The organism is Nitratireductor alexandrii (genome assembly GCF_004000215.1).
GTDB lineage: Bacteria > Pseudomonadota > Alphaproteobacteria > Rhizobiales > Rhizobiaceae > Mangrovimarina > Mangrovimarina alexandrii.
Window position 1 is genome coordinate 1 of sequence record NZ_RBVY01000020.1, and the last position, 16,333, is coordinate 16,333.

18 protein-coding genes are annotated in these 16,333 nt (G+C 60.5%); 6 read left to right on the forward strand and 12 right to left on the reverse strand.

What is annotated here, in order from left to right:
• The 7 genes from trbL to trbB all read right to left on the reverse strand — a co-directional run.
• The coding region (gene trbL, locus EP380_RS22955) for a P-type conjugative transfer protein TrbL (RefSeq protein ID WP_127601132.1) at positions 1-688 on the reverse strand (688 nt) is incomplete at its 3' end.
• Entirely contained in the window at positions 669-878 is a 210-nt protein-coding gene (gene trbK / locus EP380_RS24075; protein ID WP_164749968.1) for an entry exclusion protein TrbK, read from the reverse strand. The genes trbL and trbK, both read right to left, overlap by 20 nt.
• The gene (trbJ, locus tag EP380_RS22965; RefSeq protein WP_238720031.1) at positions 875-1,627 is read right to left on the reverse strand and encodes a P-type conjugative transfer protein TrbJ; all 753 of its coding nucleotides are present in this window, start codon (positions 1,625-1,627) and stop codon (positions 875-877) included. Before trbJ ends, trbK begins: the two co-directional genes overlap by 4 nt.
• A gap of 19 nt (positions 1,628-1,646) precedes the next feature.
• A complete protein-coding gene (locus EP380_RS22970) occupies positions 1,647-4,094 on the reverse strand; it encodes a conjugal transfer protein TrbE (protein WP_127601136.1) in 2,448 nt (815 codons plus the stop codon).
• Between the two features lie 5 nt (positions 4,095-4,099).
• Positions 4,100-4,399: a conjugal transfer protein TrbD gene (locus EP380_RS22975; RefSeq protein ID WP_127601138.1), complete on the reverse strand. Its 300-nt coding sequence runs from the start codon at positions 4,397-4,399 to the stop codon at positions 4,100-4,102.
• Positions 4,392-4,769, reverse strand: coding sequence for a TrbC/VirB2 family protein (locus EP380_RS22980; RefSeq protein WP_127601140.1), 378 nt, complete (start codon positions 4,767-4,769; stop codon positions 4,392-4,394). The genes EP380_RS22975 and EP380_RS22980 overlap by 8 nt, the downstream gene beginning before the upstream one ends.
• The gene (gene trbB, locus EP380_RS22985; protein WP_127601142.1) at positions 4,759-5,730 is read right to left on the reverse strand and encodes a P-type conjugative transfer ATPase TrbB; all 972 of its coding nucleotides are present in this window, start codon (positions 5,728-5,730) and stop codon (positions 4,759-4,761) included. Before trbB ends, EP380_RS22980 begins: the two co-directional genes overlap by 11 nt.
• A gap of 480 nt (positions 5,731-6,210) precedes the next feature.
• Between trbB and repA the strand changes: the two genes are divergently transcribed.
• From repA to repC, 3 genes are all read left to right on the forward strand, one after another.
• Positions 6,211-7,398 (forward strand): plasmid partitioning protein RepA, encoded by a 1,188-nt coding sequence (repA, locus tag EP380_RS22990; protein ID WP_127601144.1) that lies wholly within the window; start codon positions 6,211-6,213, stop codon positions 7,396-7,398.
• Between the two features lie 75 nt (positions 7,399-7,473).
• A complete protein-coding gene (gene repB / locus EP380_RS22995; protein ID WP_127601146.1) occupies positions 7,474-8,484 on the forward strand; it encodes a plasmid partitioning protein RepB in 1,011 nt (336 codons plus the stop codon).
• A 165-nt stretch (positions 8,485-8,649) separates the two neighbouring features.
• A complete protein-coding gene (gene repC, locus EP380_RS23000; protein ID WP_127601148.1) occupies positions 8,650-9,966 on the forward strand; it encodes a plasmid replication protein RepC in 1,317 nt (438 codons plus the stop codon).
• Between the two features lie 63 nt (positions 9,967-10,029).
• On the opposite strand, the gene EP380_RS23005 is transcribed toward repC, so the two are convergent.
• Together EP380_RS23005 and EP380_RS23010 are read right to left on the reverse strand one after the other, a co-directional pair.
• On the reverse strand, positions 10,030-10,239 hold the full coding sequence (locus tag EP380_RS23005; protein ID WP_106573622.1) for a hypothetical protein: 210 nt from the start codon (positions 10,237-10,239) through the stop codon (positions 10,030-10,032).
• A 96-nt stretch (positions 10,240-10,335) separates the two neighbouring features.
• Complete coding sequence (locus EP380_RS23010) at positions 10,336-11,259, reverse strand: recombinase family protein (RefSeq protein WP_127601150.1); 924 nt, start codon at positions 11,257-11,259, stop codon at positions 10,336-10,338.
• Between the two features lie 282 nt (positions 11,260-11,541).
• Here EP380_RS23010 and EP380_RS23015 point away from each other — a divergent pair, with 282 nt between their 5' ends.
• Positions 11,542-12,648: an RHE_PE00001 family protein gene (locus EP380_RS23015; RefSeq protein WP_127601152.1), complete on the forward strand. Its 1,107-nt coding sequence runs from the start codon at positions 11,542-11,544 to the stop codon at positions 12,646-12,648.
• Between the two features lie 39 nt (positions 12,649-12,687).
• Here the strand turns inward: EP380_RS23015 and EP380_RS23020 are convergent, their stop codons facing one another.
• From EP380_RS23020 to EP380_RS23030, 3 genes are all read right to left on the reverse strand, one after another.
• Positions 12,688-13,266: a poly-gamma-glutamate hydrolase family protein gene (locus EP380_RS23020; protein ID WP_164749969.1), complete on the reverse strand. Its 579-nt coding sequence runs from the start codon at positions 13,264-13,266 to the stop codon at positions 12,688-12,690.
• A gap of 187 nt (positions 13,267-13,453) precedes the next feature.
• A complete protein-coding gene (locus tag EP380_RS23025; protein WP_127601156.1) occupies positions 13,454-14,242 on the reverse strand; it encodes a hypothetical protein in 789 nt (262 codons plus the stop codon).
• A 456-nt stretch (positions 14,243-14,698) separates the two neighbouring features.
• Positions 14,699-15,043 (reverse strand): hypothetical protein, encoded by a 345-nt coding sequence (locus tag EP380_RS23030; protein WP_127601158.1) that lies wholly within the window; start codon positions 15,041-15,043, stop codon positions 14,699-14,701.
• Positions 15,044-15,244: 201 nt separating this feature from the next.
• Here EP380_RS23030 and EP380_RS23035 point away from each other — a divergent pair, with 201 nt between their 5' ends.
• Together EP380_RS23035 and EP380_RS23040 are read left to right on the forward strand one after the other, a co-directional pair.
• Complete coding sequence (locus tag EP380_RS23035) at positions 15,245-15,940, forward strand: hypothetical protein (RefSeq protein ID WP_238720030.1); 696 nt, start codon at positions 15,245-15,247, stop codon at positions 15,938-15,940.
• Positions 15,937-16,333, forward strand: a 397-nt coding sequence (locus tag EP380_RS23040) for an RES family NAD+ phosphorylase (protein WP_164749970.1), incomplete at its 3' end; no start/stop codon positions are given. The genes EP380_RS23035 and EP380_RS23040, both read left to right, overlap by 4 nt.

Here is a 16,333-nt window from a genome sequence, read left to right on the forward strand (position 1 = left end):
AGTGGATAATTGCGCGCTCCGAAAATGTTTGCGACAAGCCCACCGAGAATGCATAGACGAGATAACGGACTGCGAAGTCCTTGGTGAAACTCGAGCCGCCAAGGCCCAGCATGATCATGCCGGCAAGCAGGCCGACATACATCTCGGCCATCACGGCCACGAAGATCGCGGCCACCAGGCTGAAGGAAATGACGACAATCACCATGGCGAACACGGCCGCGATCGCCAGCGCGTTGTCCTCGAACAGCCCGAACTGCGCTTTCTCCGACATCTGGCTGGCGACCTGCAGGCCGGCGTTGAAGACGTTCGCCGGCGAAGCCGATCCTCCGCCGGCGCCGATCTGGAACAGGCTGTCCACCATTGCCCGTGCGAAGTCCGGCCCCTGCTCGAGGATGAAGACGAACAGACCGATGAACATGATGCGCCGCACCAGCTCGGCGAACCACGTGTCGAGCGATGCCGCACCGAGCGCCAGCCAGACCGCCGCAATGCCGACCTCGATGCCGGCAAGGATCCAGAACAGCGAGCGCGCCGCCTGCATGACGGTCGTCTCCCATCCCTGCGCGGCGTCTGCGACTTCGTTTTCCAGCGTCGTGAGAAGCGAACCATCCTGAGCAAGGGCGGGCTGGAAAAGAAGCAAGGTGCCGAGGACTACGGCAAGGGCAAGTCTAATTCTCGGGGGCCTCATCGCCCTGCCCCTCTCCGTTGCCCCAGCGCGGCCGCATCTCCTGCCCGCCGGTGGTGTCATACTCGGACGGTGTGTCGAGGACTCTGCGTGCCCGGTCTGATCCCCCGCCATGGTTTGGGACGACCCAGATCGCAACAGCAATTCCGACAATGACTGTGGCTGCCGCCACGATGATAAGTGTTCTTGTCACCAGCGCGGCTCCATGACCTGGCCGCCCGATGTCGACGGCGCATTCGAGTTGAAAAAGTCCTCGCGGCGGGTCTGCGCGAGATCCTTTGCGGCCTGTTCTGACTTATGCCAGGTCGCCATCATCGTGATCTGCTGCGAGACGAGGCCGCGGAGCTTCTGGGTCTGCGCCACCTGTTGCGCCGCGATCTGATGGCCGACCTGAAGCGCCTGCATCTGTCCGACGGAGCTCTGCGACATCGAGCGGAGCTGGCTCATCGTTGCCTCTTCACTGGCGAACTGATCGGCCGTCAGCCCGGCCGCCCGCAGCGTCGCCGAAATCGTCTCGCGGTTGGTGTCCGACCATGATTGGTAGCTCGAGGAGAAATCCTCGCCGTTCGCGAGCCCCGTCTCGAAGTCGGCGAAGCTTTCGAAGCGTTGCTTGAGAACGTCGTCGATATTGCCCATCGCAAAGGCGATGCCCTCGCCCTGATTGACGAGGTTCTGGAGTTGCGTGAGGTCGCTTTCGACCTGTCCCCAGACGTGATCGGGAAGCTGCAACGTGTTCTGCAGCATGTTCTCGTAGATGCGGAGCTGGTTCTGGATTTGCTCGGAGAGTTGCGTGATCTGCGTGATCTGGTTCTGGATCTGCTCGGCCGACTGGCCCGTCAGCCCCACCAGCTCGGCGTTGTTGAGGAGCTGGGTCCATTCGGTCGCGTTCCCGGTGACCGCACCGGCATAAGCCGGCCCCGTGAAAGCCAGGCACGCGCTCATCATCGCGGCGGTCGTGATCCTAGTCGCGTGTAAGAATGGCTTTGGCATCGCCGATCCCCCTTTCCATAAGCCACGCAGCCGGCCAGTCCGGACCATAATCCTTGTGCAGCTGATCGATGCGTTTGAGGTCTTCCTTGCCCGAGGCTCCTGCGAAGGCGAGCGCGACCGGGCCCAGCGACATGTCGAAAAGCCGCCTGCCCTCGGGGCTTGCGACGTAGTATTCGCGCTTCGGCGTCGCGGTCGCGACGATCTCGATCTGGCGCTCGTTAAAGCCGATGCGCTCATAGAACTCGCGCGTGCCCGGTTCGCGCGCGGCGCCGTTCGGCAGACAGATCTTGGTCGGGCAGCTTTCCTTGAGCACGTCGATGATGCCCGAGCGTTCGGCGTCAGAGATAGACTGTGTGGCGAGCAGCACGGCGCAGTTCGCCTTCCGCAGGACCTTCAGCCATTCCCTGATCTTGTCCCTGAAGGTGGGATGGCCGAGCATCAGCCAGGCTTCGTCGAGAACGATGAGACTGGGCGCGCCCGTCAGACGTTTTTCGATCCTGCGGAAGAGATAAAGGAGCACGGGCACGAGATTGCGCTCGCCCATGTTCATCAGCTCCTCGATTTCGAAGGTCTGGAACGCGCCGAGCGCCAGCCCGTCCTCCTCGGCGTCGAGGAGTTGCCCCATCGGCCCGTCGACCGTGTAGTGGTGGAGCGCGTCCTTGATTTCGCGCATCTGCACCCCGCTCACGAAGTCCGAAAGCGAGCGGCCTCGCGCCGACGCCATGAGACCGACCTGGCGGGAAATCGCGTTGCGATGATCGGGCGTGATCGCAACACCTTGCATGGCGATCAGCGTCTCGATCCATTCGCTTGCCCAGGCCCGATCTCCCTCGGTCGACAACTCGGCCAGCGGGCAGAACGACAGAGAAGTCCCCTCCCCTGCCCCGACCTCATAATGATCGCCCTCCGAGGCGATCGTGAGCGGGCGCAGCGACCGGCCCTTGTCGAAGGCGAAGATCTGCGCGTTTTCGTAGCGCCGAAATTGTGCCGCGATCAGCGCAAGCAATGTCGACTTGCCCGAACCGGTCGGCCCGAAGACGAGCGTATGCCCAACATCGTCGACATGCAGGTTCAGCCGGAAGGGTGTCGAGCCCGAGGCGACCTGCATCAAGGGTGGGGAGCCAGTCGGGTAGAACGGGCACGGCGCGGTCGTGCTGCCCGACCAGACCGTGTTGAGCGGGATGAGATCCGCCAGATTGCGCGTGTTGATGAGCGGCTCGCGGACATTGGCATAGGCGGTTCCCGGCAGGCTGCCGAGATAGGCTTCGGTCGCGTTGAGCGTCTCGATGCGCGCGCCGAACCCTTCGGCCTGGACAAGCCGGCGCACCGCCTCGGCCTGATCGCGCAGCCGCGCGTCGTCGGTATCGAAAAGGACGATCACCGGTGTGTAGTAGCCAAAGGCGACGAGCTGGGACGAAGCCTCGGCAATGGCATCCTCGGCCTCGGCGACCATCGTCATGGCGTCCTGGTCGACCGCACGGCTCTGGGTCTGGAACAGCTGGTCGAAGAACGGCCGCACCTTCTGCTGCCATTTCTTCCGCGTGCGTTCGAGCCTTGCACGCGCTTCCTGGTCGTCGAGGAAGATGAAGCGGCTCGACCACCGATAGGTCAGCGGCATCAGGTCGAGCGAATTGAGAATGCCCGGCCAACTTTCGGCCGGAAACCCGTCGATCGCGACGACGGCCAGATACCGCCTGTCGACCACGGGTGAAAGGCCGTGGTGGAACTCGGCCGTGGCCAGCCAGTCGAGATACATGGAGATTGCCGGCAGACGCACCGGATGGCTCTCGCCCACGATGCAGAACCGGATGAACTGGAAGAGTTCATCGTACTGGATCTCGCGGCCGGTCTCAGGGTCGGCGACCGTGCGCGTCACCATGCGCCGGATCGAAAGCACATTGGCCAGGTACTGCTCAAACTCGCGGATAGACGTGCGGAAGGTGTCCAGGACCACATCGGCGTAGGTCTCCGAGCGGCTGTCACTGTCAGAATAGACATAGCGTGCGAGGCCCGACCGCCGTCGTTCGGGCGGCCGGTAAGTGAGAACGATCGCGTGCTGGCTCTCGTAATGCCCGCTTTCGGCCTCGAAATGCGCCCGGCGTTCGTCGTCGATCGCGCGCGTCACCGGATCGGGAAAATGGCAGTCCTTACGGGCGGGATAGGCGACGGTGGGGATGCGCACGGCCTCGACCTGGATCATCCAGCCCGATCCGAGCCGGGACAGGATCGTGTTGATCTGCCTCGACACCTCATTGCGCTCGAGATTGGTCGAACTCTCCGAATCCGGGCCGGCAAAATACCAGCCGGCCATGACCGACCCGTCCTTGAGCAGGAGGACACCATCGTCGACCAGGCCCGCGTAAGGCAGAAGGTCGGAGAAAGAGGGCCGGGTGTTTCGGAACTGACGAAGCGCGACCATTCCAGTCAGGGCCTCCGCCACGGTGAGGCGGTCGGACGGTAGCCCGCGCGATAGCTGATATGGCGCAGATAGACCTGCCGCATCATCGGATCGGCTTTGGCCATCATGCGAAGCGCAGCCAACACGGCGGCCCAGATGGCGATCCCGAGCAGCACCGAAAACCACGTCAGGACCACGAAGATCAGGATCACGGCGGCAAGGCCGGTCAGCAACACCAGCTCCCGATCGGCCCCCATCAAATGGTTCGGGCGCGAAAGCGCCCGATGAATGCGGGATCGTGCGAGAGCAACGCTTGGCTCAGCCATCGCTCCCCTCCCCTGCCCCGGCCGGCGGCGCCCCGTCGGCCGGATAGCCGATCGAGGCGCCGCTCGCGCCGAATAGGCCGACGATCTGCGTGGCGCCGAGGAGGATGCCGGCGACCAACACGACATACATCAGCCGGCGCGCGAAATCGTTGAGTTCGCCGCCAAAGATCAGCATGCCGCCTGCGACCGCAACGGCGGCCAACGCGATGAAGCCCGCAACCGGACCGGTAATGGATTGCTGTATCTGTTGGAGCGGCCCTTCCCAGGGCAGTCCGCCGCCACTTGAGGCGAGCGCCGGCGTCGCAAGTGCGACGAGCAAGAGCGTTGCCGTAACCGGGATGGCGGCCAGAGCGCGGTTGTTATGCGGCATGACTTTCCTCGTCGATCTGGGGATGGTGATCGGTGGTATAGCGCGCGCCGTCGAAGCCCGTGACATGCATGACATCACGCACCAGCCGCCCGTGGCCGGCACGCTCGATCGAGACGACGAGGTCGACGGCTTCGCCGATCACCTCACGCATCGGCTGCTGGCTGACCTCCGCGGTCAATTGCTCGAGGCGGCGGAGCGCGGAGATGGCGCTGTCGGCGTGAATGGTCGTCACGCCGCCCGGATGGCCGGTATTCCATGCCTTGATGAGGGTGAGCGCGGCACCGTCCCGGACTTCGCCAACGATGATCCGATCCGGCCTCAGCCGCATCGTGCTCTTCAGCAGCCGGGCCATGTCCACTGCGTCGCTGGTATGAAGGGAAACCGCGTTCTCGGCGGCGCACTGGATCTCCGCGGTGTCCTCCAGGATGACCAGGCGATCGTCCGGCGACAGCGAGACAATCTCCGCAATCACCGCGTTGGCCAAAGTCGTCTTGCCCGAGCCAGTGCCGCCGCTGATCACGATGTTCATGCGCGAATCAACAGCGCTCCGCAGCACGGTGGCTTGACGGTGGGTCATGATCCCCGCGCGTACATACTCCTCGAGCGGAATGAGCCGGGATGCCCGCCGTCGGATCGTAAACGTGGGCGCTGCGACGATCGGTGGAAGCAGCCCCTCGAATCGGTGCCCGCCGATGGGGAGCTCGCCCGAAATGATTGGCTGGTCGGTGTCCGCTTCAGTCTGAAGAGCATGGGCCACGCTGCCAATAATGATCTCCGCGGCGCCCGGCTCGAGCGCGCCAATCGCCTCCATCCCCTGCCCGAGCCGTTCCACGAACAGCCGGCCATCGGGATTGAGCATGACCTCGACGACCAACGGATCGTCGAGTGCCTGGCAGATCGCCTCACCGAGTGCGTCCTGGAGTTTGCGCACGAGCCGGTCATGCGACCGCGCCCGGCTCATCGGGCAGCTTCCGGAAACTGGACCTCGCTAGACGCAGATCTCTCGTATCGAGCGGCTCCGCACCGCTCTCGTCTCCATGGCATATTTCCGTCCTACAAATGCGATTGACGGGCCTATCGATCATGGATGACTGCGTTCCGTCAGCCCGGCAGAATTGCCGGGTTCGGTTGGGGTGAGTCGGCTTCCGGACGGCGGATTGGAGGATATTTGCTTTCCCCGGGCCCAACGGCCGGGTTCGGCCCCGGCAATTCTGCCGGGCCAGGATTTGCTCCAGGTATCATCGGGCAGAGTTGTTAAGTCACTGAGAGAAAAGCAAAAAAGCGGCCAAGATCGAGGCTGCCGCCGATCGTAGTCGCCCTTCTGGCAACCTTCTGTTAACCTAAAATCGCTTGCCAGAGAACGGGAATCGCTCATACTGGCGCCAGATTGGCCGTATGGCCGAATATGGCGCTATTTTCTCGTTCGGGGGACAAAGCGGAGATGGCATTTCTCCCAAGTTTTGAGTTTGACGACAAGATCCTCGCCCAAGGGGCCGAGATCTCGCGCAAGCTCGACCAACTGAGGGTCGAGAAGTTTCCCACCGAGGGGCAGAAGACGCTTCGGCGGTTCTCGATGGCCGAGGTCGCCCATTATCTCGGGATCAGTCCAAACAATCTGAAACGCCTCCATCTCGAAAAGAAGGGCCCCGAGCCGTTCGTCGTTGCCGGCGGACGGCGCTTTTACTCGGCCGAGCAGATGACCGAGCTGCGGGACTATCTCGATAAGCACGGGCGATCGGATTCCAAGAAGTATGTGCCGTACCGCAAACCCGGCGAAAAGCTGCAGGTCATTGCGGTCGTCAATTTCAAAGGCGGGTCGGGCAAAACCACCACCGCGGCACATCTCGCGCAGCACCTTGCGCTCACGGGTCACAGGGTCCTGACTGTGGATCTTGATCCGCAGGCTTCGCTATCGGCCCTGCATGGCTTCCAGCCCGAGCTCGACAAAAACCCCTCGCTCTACGATGCGATCCGATATGATGACGCCGCCCCGGTCGAAGACGTTATTCGGAAGACGAACTTCCCGTTGCTCGACATCATCCCGGCGAACCTAGAACTGCAGGAATATGAGTACGAGACGCCGCTTGCGATGCAGTCTCCGTCTCAAGAAGGAAAGCGGTTCTTCACGAGGGTCGCCAGGGCGTTGGATTCGGTCAGTGACCGTTATGACGTTGTGGTCGTCGATTGCCCTCCGCAGCTTGGCTATCTGACGCTCTCGGCACTCTCGGCCGCCACCTCGGTTCTGATTACAGTCCATCCGCAGATGCTGGACCTGATGTCCATGAGTCAGTTTCTGCTGATGCTGGGCAATATCATGAAGTCGATCAAGAATGCTGGCGCGCAGGTTCAGCTGGACTGGCTGCGCTATCTCATCACCCGATACGAGCCCACGGACATTCCCCAGGCGCAGATGGTCGGCTTCATGCAGTCGATGCTTGCCGAGGAAATCCTGAAGAACCCGATGCTCAAATCCACGGCGATTTCTGACGCCGGCCTCACCAAGCAGACGCTCTATGAAGTCGAGCGATCGAACTTCAATCGGGATACTTACGATCGGGCGATCGACAGCATGGATGCCGTGAACTTCGAGATTCAGGGACTGATTCACCAGGCATGGGGGCGGCTGTGATGTTGACTGCCGTCAAAACCGCCAAAAAAGTACGCGGTTTCAAGCGCATATGCCGAATAAGGGGGTGCTAGTCAAATGGCGCGGAAAAATCCCTTTGCGAGCATTATGGACAACGGCGACGCTCCCGCCGAGCGCCCGGTCGCGCGAGACTACACCTTCAAGGGTGCATCACGCTCGCTCATAAGCTCGATCGACGAAATGGCAGCCCAGGCAGGCAAGCTGCTCGAGGGTGAGACGATAATCGAGGTTGACCCCGACCTGGTGGACCAATCCTTCGCCAACGATCGGCTCAACGTTGATCAGGAAGACTATGAGGCCGACTACGCCCAGGTGCTGGAGTCGATCCGCAGTTCCGGTCAGAACTCCCCGGCCCTCCTTCGCCCTCATCCCGAGCGGTCCGGCCGATACATGCTTGTCTTCGGTCGCCTCCGCTGGCGCGCCGCTAAGGAGCTTGGTCTCAAGCTTCGCGCTGTCATCAAGGAGATCTCCGAGCGCGACCATGTGATCGCCCAGGGACAAGAAAACAACGCACGAGCGAACACGTCCTTCATCGAGAAAGCGCTGTTTGCCGCCGACATCGTTCAACGAAAATTCGACGAGGACAACGCGACCGCCCTGGCCGCGATCGGTGTCGATCGGCCGACACTTTCAAAGATGCTCTCTGTCGCGTCGATACCCAAGGACCTGCTCGAAGCGATCGGCCGCGCCAAGGCCGTCGGTCGTGATCGCTGGTACGAGCTCAAACTCCTCCTCGACAAGCCGGGCAATGTCGACACTGCCCTGGCTCTGACGTCGAATTCCGATTTTCAAGGCATGCCAAGCGAAGCGCGGTTCGATGCGATCGTCGCGAAGCTGAAAGCGTCAAAGCCACGGCGCCGTACCGCGCCGGCACCATCCAAACGCACCTGGGCGCCGTCTGATGGGCGTGTTGCCGCGGAGATGGTGGCCAGTGGCAAGAAATTCACCATCGCCCTCAAGGCGAAGGGGACCGACGCGACAGCGTTCGGTGACTACCTCTCGGAAAATCTCAGCGAGTTGTATGAGGCTTTCCGTCGGGAAAAACGAGCAACCACTAACGGAGATTGAGCGCAAAAGAAAAAGGCCCCCGAAACGGCATTCCGGAAGACCTTCTCTTTAAGTTTGGCGACTGAGAGAATCCCACTTCCGCGAATCATAGTCAAGACCATTCAGGTCGGTTTGAGCGCCGATTCGGCGAGCAGGATTCTTTTGCCTAGCGATAGGTGAAGAAAAATGCAGACGCATACCCCAACGACGCCCTTTGGGCGGCGAACGATGTCGCTTGGCATGATGGCAAGCCAGGCTGTGGCAAAGACCGTGCCGGAAGGCGCGCAGGTCCAGAAATGGAAGGTGTTCCACACGATCCGGGAAGCGCGTGACCTGATCGGCGCCACGGACCGCTCGCTGGCCATCCTCAATGCCCTGCTTTCGTTCCACCCGGGAACGGAGCTCGCAGGCGATGGTGAGCTCATCGTCTGGCCGTCGAACGAGCAACTCATGGCCCGTGCAAACGGCATGCCGGCGACAACGCTGCGGCGGCACCTGGCCGTCCTGGTCGAATGCGGGCTGATCATCCGCCGGGATAGTCCGAACGGAAAGCGCTTCGCTCGCAAGGGCAGGGGTGGGCAGGTCGAACAGGCCTACGGGTTCGATCTGGCCCCGATCGTTGCCCGAGCCGAGGAGTTCGAGGAACTCGCGGGCGCGGTTCGGGCCGAAAAGAATGCATTTCGGCTTGCCAAGGAACGCCTGACGCTACTGCGCCGCGACGTCGTCAAGCTCATCGAGACCGGCATCGAGGAGAACGTTCCGGGCAATTGGGGCAGGGTACAGCAGACCTACCAGGCTATTGTCGGCCGCCTGCCGCGATCTGCCCCTAGGCAACTCATCGAGGACATCTGCTGCGATCTCCACGGTCTCTACACGGAGATCCTCGAGGTGTTGGAATCATTTGCAAAAACACAGAATCCGGACGCCAATGAGTCCCATTCTGGTCGCCACATACAGAATTCAAACCCAGACTCCATATCTGAATCTGAAGAAGGCTCTCGAAAAGAGAATGAAGCGGGCGGCAGCGCCGCGGAAAACGACAACCTGCGGAGCTTGCCGAAGCGGGAGTTGCCTTTGGGGATCGTGCTTGATGCCTGCCCGGACGTGAAGGATTTGGTGCAAGGGGGTGAGATACGCCACTGGCGGGACTTTCTGGCGGCCGCGGAGGTGGCCCGACCACTGCTTGGGGTCAGCCCGAGCGCCTGGCGAGAAGCCTGCGAGGCCATGGGCGAGGTTCAGGCCGCAATCACGCTCGCGGCGATCCTGCAGCGCTCCGACCAGATCAACAGCGCTGGCGGTTACCTGCGCAGCCTGACGGACAAGGCGAGGGAGGGCAAATTCTCCACGTGGCCGATGGTCATGGCGCTTTTGCGCGCCAAGCTGGACGCCAGCCGGTCTTCAGCTGAAAAGCCTACGGAACCGCAAATCGACGGGAACAAGGCAGGCGAGCGTTTGGAAGTCTCGGACGCGCTCCTGCGGTCGCTGGAACGCCCGAGAAGGTGAGGGTACCTCGATGAGCCGAACTGCCTTGTTTCCCCCGGCCACCTTTTGGCAGAAACATTGTGCTCAGTCGCCGTCGACAAGCTCGTCGAAAGCCTCGAGCAGTGCGTCGACGATCGCTTGGCCAAGAGCGTTTGCGGTTTCACCGATCCGTCGTTCGTCTTCGTTCCGGACCGCTGTAGCGAGATCCGAACCTTGGTCCTCCAGGATCGATCGGGCCCGCGCGATCGCCCATTGCGCGAAGTCGTCCCGGCTGTTGACGGTCATCGTTTCCATTGCAGCGCTCTCCGGGTTTGTTGGCGTATGCTGGCGACGGTCGGCACCCGCGATCTGTACCGCGTTCGCGCCCCAAGGTCATTCCGGCTTCCGTGCTCAGGCTGCCTCGAGCAGGCCGCTGCGCTTGGCCCGGTCTAGAAGATTCTTGACGGAGGAGGGCGCCCACCTCGTACCGCCCCGCGGCGTGCGCTCATGAAGGCGCTCGAGCTGGTTAGCGATTTCGCGCAAGGTGAGCTCCGGATTGGAGGAATGGATGCCCGCCACAAGCGTCATCAGGCGGTCCTCGGGCGCTCGTGGCGGCGACTTTCTCAGGAGCGACTTGTCGGCCATGCCTTCGCTAACCATCCACTTCACCGCGCGCCGCAGGCGCTCAGGGGTCCAATCGAAACCGCGTTGCTTGAGGACGCGCGAGATGTCGTCCCAGGTGTGGTCCGGCCGCATGCGCCGGACGATCGGAAGCCATTGATTGGCAGTGGACTGGATGCGCGCGCCGTAGGCCGCCTTTTGAGCAGCCGTCATCTTGGCCAGCATTTCTGGCCGCCGTTCCCGCACCCCAGGATTGCCTGGTAGCCGGCCTTTTGCCCTGGCAGCTTTGACGCCTGCCTTCGTCCGCTCCGAGTTGAGAGCCCGTTCCAGCTGGGCGACGGCACCAAGGACCTGCAGCGAAAACATGCCCTGCGGCGTCGTGGTATCGATGGGATCGCTTAGCGAGCGGAAATATGCGCCTTTGGTCGTCAGCTCCTCGATTACATTGAGCAGGTGGCTCACCGAGCGCGCCAGGCGGTCGAGCCGAACCACAACGAGGGTGTCGCCGGCGCCGATCTCACGAACCAGCCGGGCGAGGGCAGGGCGGGTCCGCGAGGCGCCGGAACCATGCTCCTGGATGATTGTGTCGCATCCGGCCGACCGTAGTTCCATCTCCTGCGCTTCCGTCGCCTGCTCGTCCGTGGAGACGCGCGCATAGCCGATAAGCCGGCCCTGTGGTCGACGAGAGGAGGGATTGGGCGGTGTTTTGGCCATCTGGAAAGCCTGAGAGCCGGGTTGAAGGCAGATTTACAAATATAGAGGATACGGATAACCGATCGTTTGTAAACGTCTCTTGAGTGCCTTTCTGACAACCGAAAGCGTCAAAAACCCCGGAAAAACAAGCTCTCTCGTCGATCTGAGCACGGATTGCCAGGTCTCTGTTCAATCCCGGAGACCGCAGCGCTCATTATATATGGAGAGGCAATTGAATTACCGGTGTGACGGAAGTGAAAAGCGTGTTAGCTTCCGTATTAAAATCGAAGCGTTTTGTTATCAATGGCTTATGAAATCGGAAAATTGAACCACGAGACCCTCCTTGGGCCGATTGCGGCCGCGGAGGACGCGCTTGCCCGACTCGATGAGCGCGTCGCCCGATCCGAGGTCGGCGCAGGCTTTGCAGAGCGGGCTGATTTCTTCGATTCTGTCTCCAGTATGTGGGTCGGCGGCGAACTCGTCCATCTCGAGGATCTGGTTCTCCACGACGCACAGATGGACATTCGCGCGCCGAGCCATGAGCTTGTTATCGCGCACCGTATCGTGCGGGCCCGGCGGCGCGTGTCCCGGAACGATCCCGGCTGGGCGGTTTCGCGGGCGGGGATTATGGCGCTCGCCGGCGTTGCCGAGGAACCCTCCGCCGAAGCCAAACCGGCCGACAGGGGAGGGGAGGGGGTGGAGCTCGACCTACTCGATCACGATGCACTGTCGCCTGAGTTCGCCGAGATCGACGAAATCCTAGCCCGCACGAAATGGCTGGTCGATGGCAACGAGCCCGCCGAGCAAAGGAAGCGGGAGCCCGAGCCCAGTGTCGGCGAGCTGCTCATTCGCGATCCGGATTGGGATGAGGGTGAGCGTATCGGCGAGTGGCTCGCGCTGGTCAAGAAGGTCGAGCCAATTCCGGCCACTCTAGCCGCAGCGGTTCTCTGGGATGCATGGGAATATCTCGAACCCCTGCAGCGCCAGCACTGGCTCGGGCAGGTGCTCGTTTCGGATTTCCTGCGATCGCGAGGAAAGGTCCGATCCCACCTGCTGACCTATGCTGTGGGCTTGCGGGAAGTTCCGAGGGAGCGTCGGCGATCGCGCGACCGAACGACGAGGCTTGTCGCGTTTCTCGATGCGATGGGCTCGGCCGCTGCGGTCGGGATGAAGGACATCGACCGGTTGACACTAGCGAAACGGCAACTTTGCCGGAAGGCGGCGGGCAGGCGGACGACGAGCAGCCTTCCCGTTGCGATTGATCTCCTGTTATCGCGCCCGATCGTTTCAGCACACATGGTTGCGAAGGCCGCGAAAATCACGCCGCGCGGCGCGTTGAATCTGGTCAGCGAACTCGGAGTTCGAGAGATGACGGGGAGGGGGCGTTACCGTGCGTGGGGCGTACTCTAGCCGTAGATGAAGCCGCGCGTAGAACTCGGAAGGTGGCTTCTACAACGCTGACCGAACCGCATCGACAAACCTGTTATAAGTGGCAACATCTTCCTTCATCATCTGACGAAGCCCAGCATGGATTTCGAGTTGCACACCAGCGCCGGTACTTCCGCGATTGCAGATGTTCCCTGGCTCCATGCCGCCATATGCTCCGTCAGTGACGACTTCGCTCTCAAAGCCCGCGCTTTCCAGGGCCTTATGAACACGGTTTCGCAACGCTTCATCGCGTCCACCGATTTGCAGAGATCTCTTGTCCCCCGCCAAGCCATGAACCGTAACTACCTTCTCGCAAGGCCCGATCAGCGTCAGCGCCCGCTCTTCGTCGAAGCGATGTGAGGTGATATGCAGGACCTTGTTCCCCCGTTTCTTAAGGCCTCGGAGCGCGTAATAATTGTGGTTGCTTCCTGCGATTGATTCCGCAAGCTCCGCAGTGAGAGGTTCAATTCCGCCGCCATGCGGCGCGACGATTGCCACTTTGCTCTCAGCGACGGTGCGCGCCGTCACGCTAAAGTCCACGTCTTCTTGCTCATTCTGGCGGAGCGCTTCGAAGTTTTCGTATTCGTGTTCGCGCGACATCTTTTCTCCTCCCGAACAGGGTGATTTTCGATCCTGTCGGAAAAGGAATACCATTAAGAACGACAAAGGTCCGACTTTGTCGATGTCCACACCACGCATACTTGTTCGTGATCGGATCAGATCGTTGGCAGACCAGAAAAGTCATCGAACAGGCAGTTTATTTCGCGAAGGCGCTTCGTCGTTCTCATCACCGATCCTCCTCCCGATCCCTTTGGCGCAAGCGCTTCACGTATTCAGCGCTCGCAAGATCGTCCGGCCCGAGATCCAGCGCACAGTTGGCAAGTGAAGCATATGTGGCGTCAGAAAGGCTGAATTTGGTCGGTAGATGGCGGCCATCGCGGTTTTCTTCGATGAATTGAAGCAGCGCCCTGAAGAAATCAGCGCGAGACGGGCGAGAGGATGCTGTTCCAGCCGCGGTCACCGACTGATGAGCGTGAACGGTTGCCCTTGCGGCGTCGGTCCCCAAGACGGACACGAATTCCGACATGGAAGGCCAGTACTTCAAGTCGAATTGGCTATGCAGGGCTTCGAGTGGTTCTCGCACAGAGGATGTGAAGCGGGGATTGTTCCTAGCGGCCTCGCTGAGAACATCCAGCACGTGATAGTGCGTCTCGCTGACGAAGCCGGAATGGTCATGGAGCTTAGCGCGTTGTTCAAACAGTTCGGCCAATTCCATAGCCATTCCCGAGATCTTCTGGTTCACATCCTCCAGCTTGGCACGCATCCGTCGAGCCTCAGCCATCTTGGCGGGGTTCCAAAATGCGGCTGTTCCGAGCAGTCCGTCAATGAACACCCGCAACTGAAACTCGCTTTGGTTCGCCTTTGTCCAGAGCTCGTCGTAAGCTTCAATCAGTTCGGCATATCGCGATAGCAGGCTCCTGCAAACGGTCGTCTCGGAGGGAAGGGTACCATTTTCGGTATTATAGCTTACGTGCTCTTCCAGTATCTTCTCCACTGCCTTTCTTCCGTCTTCCATTCTGCTTTTCTCCGTCTTTGATCTATTATCGAACCATAGTCTGGAGCGGCCGAATCAGGGGGACCGGAAATAAAAATAGTTCATACGCTTTCGGGTACTTCGGGTGATACGGTCAGACGGAGCGACAAAGCGGCCACCAGCCTATTATTTCGACGGCACCGGTGGCTGATCGCGGAGAACCTGGATGCTCTGCCCTGCAGAGACCAGTTGGTATGAGAGCGAGCGGATGAAGCTGAAACGACTTGAAAAGATGCGCAGCGGTGGAACGCGCACGAAAATGCAGCTCAGCATCCCGATTCCCAAGACACCTGACGGTCGGGTCTACCGATATTCGCCCAATGCTGACGCCCATCCCCGCCACTTCGTACTTGGTGATACCGTCGCAGGGTTCGCGGCAGACCCAGCCAAGGCGGAACGCATGAAATATGCTCCCGGTACCGCCGGTACCGTCTGTCCCTACAGCGGTGTTAGAGCTGACGATGAGGAGTTCATGCATCCGGATGGCCCCGCTACAAATTGCCAGTCCGACACGCTGGTTTCGTTCGGCAGGTCGATCTCGAAACGCAGTCCGTGGACGTAGAAACATCCAAGTCTGCAAATCGCAGCGAGATCGAGACCCAGATTGTTGTATCCATCCACGCATTGAGCCGTGATCGAATCTTCGATCCGCACTTTCATAAGAGAAGGACCAAAGAATCCACGCAAACAGCGTTCAACGGCTGTCTTGATGCCATCGCTAATCGCGTTGGTGAATTGCTGATCACCCCAGCCCGAGAAGAAATCTCCGAAATCCTCTCTCAATATGTCCAAATGTATTCGAGCGAGCATTGCAAGGAATCACCATGTTGAAATCTGTTTTTGGAAACATGATGCCATAATCTCGCGGGCGGTTGTCAAACGGACTTGGCACCCCGATGTGCTAGAGTTAGCTAGGTTGTCATGGTTGCTTTAGTTGACAAAGTTGCATTCAGGCATATATTGCAGTCATTGGAGGTGAGTGACATGGCTGAAAAAGCAGTATCAAAGCCCGCAGGTCGCTTGGCCATCGGGCAGAGCGCAAGATCCAAGGACGTCATCACCATGTTCACCGTGAAGCGTGACATGGCCAAGGTGCTCGTCGACTACAAGCTGCCAGCGGATGCCGAGGTGGCAATTGTTTCTTCGAAACCAAGCTCTGCGAACAGAATCGAAAAGGCGCTTGGTCCTAGAGTAGCTCGCCGGGCCGAACTCGTCGCCCGCGCGTTGGGTTCACGCAAGGGCACCGAGACGGCTGTCGATAAAAGCGCTTTCGAGCCTGACGCACGCAGCCGCGCCATTTTGGAAGGCGTTCGTATTGCTCAAGAGGATTTGCGTGAGGCGGGTGGCGCCTACGATCTTGAGCAAGTCCGGACATTAATGCGTGGCGTCTCTCGGCAAGCTGTCGACAAGCGTGTGCATGAGGGGTCGCTAATCGCCGTGCCCGGCCCCAGCAACCGGCGTGCCTTTCCAACTGTTCAGTTCAAGCGCGATGGAACTGTCGTCCCTGGCTTGAAAGCCGTGCGTGACGCATTGCGGACGAAGAATTCTTGGATGGTTCTCAACTTCCTCGTCAATCCAGACGTTCGGCTGGACGGCCAGCGACCGATTGAGTTGCTGAAAGCAGGCGATGTCTCCACCGTTGTCGAAGCGGCAAAGCGACATGGTGAGCAGGGAGCGTGAGTGGACCGCTCCCGCCGCCTGACCTGAATTCACGCGAGCCGGAACTGGTAGAAATCCCTAAAGGGACTATCATTCACCGGTTCTACAGTGCTGCATACGACCCGATCTATTTCGATAAATCCCAGCAGGGTCGCTTTAATGCACCGGATCAGACTTATGGTGTCCTTTACACGGCCGAGAACCCGGCTGGAGCATTCGCGGAGACGTTTCTCAGGACACCCGGACGAACGCTGATTGACGGCGAGCTTCTTGATCGCAAGGCATACGTACGGCTGAGCGTTACCAGATCCCTACGTTTGATCCGCATGGCGGGTCCCGGCCTTGCTCGGCTTGGCGCAACCGCCGAGGTGACTTGTCGATTTACACTTCAAACTGGGACTCGGACAATTTCTG

Coding starts and splice junctions, on each gene's coding strand:
- trbJ (WP_238720031.1), bottom strand. CDS start 1,627: ATGAGCGCGTGCCTGGCTTTCACGGGGCCGGCTTATGCCGGTGCGGTC.
- EP380_RS22970 (WP_127601136.1), bottom strand. CDS start 4,094: ATGGTCGCGCTTCGTCAGTTCCGAAACACCCGGCCCTCTTTCTCCGAC.
- EP380_RS22975 (WP_127601138.1), bottom strand. CDS start 4,399: ATGGCTGAGCCAAGCGTTGCTCTCGCACGATCCCGCATTCATCGGGCG.
- EP380_RS22980 (WP_127601140.1), bottom strand. CDS start 4,769: ATGCCGCATAACAACCGCGCTCTGGCCGCCATCCCGGTTACGGCAACG.
- trbB (WP_127601142.1), bottom strand. CDS start 5,730: ATGAGCCGGGCGCGGTCGCATGACCGGCTCGTGCGCAAACTCCAGGAC.
- repA (WP_127601144.1), top strand. CDS start 6,211: ATGGCATTTCTCCCAAGTTTTGAGTTTGACGACAAGATCCTCGCCCAA.
- repB (WP_127601146.1), top strand. CDS start 7,474: ATGGCGCGGAAAAATCCCTTTGCGAGCATTATGGACAACGGCGACGCT.
- repC (WP_127601148.1), top strand. CDS start 8,650: ATGCAGACGCATACCCCAACGACGCCCTTTGGGCGGCGAACGATGTCG.
- EP380_RS23005 (WP_106573622.1), bottom strand. CDS start 10,239: ATGGAAACGATGACCGTCAACAGCCGGGACGACTTCGCGCAATGGGCG.
- EP380_RS23010 (WP_127601150.1), bottom strand. CDS start 11,259: ATGGCCAAAACACCGCCCAATCCCTCCTCTCGTCGACCACAGGGCCGG.
- EP380_RS23015 (WP_127601152.1), top strand. CDS start 11,542: ATGGCTTATGAAATCGGAAAATTGAACCACGAGACCCTCCTTGGGCCG.
- EP380_RS23020 (WP_164749969.1), bottom strand. CDS start 13,266: ATGTCGCGCGAACACGAATACGAAAACTTCGAAGCGCTCCGCCAGAAT.
- EP380_RS23025 (WP_127601156.1), bottom strand. CDS start 14,242: ATGGAAGACGGAAGAAAGGCAGTGGAGAAGATACTGGAAGAGCACGTA.
- EP380_RS23035 (WP_238720030.1), top strand. CDS start 15,245: ATGGCTGAAAAAGCAGTATCAAAGCCCGCAGGTCGCTTGGCCATCGGG.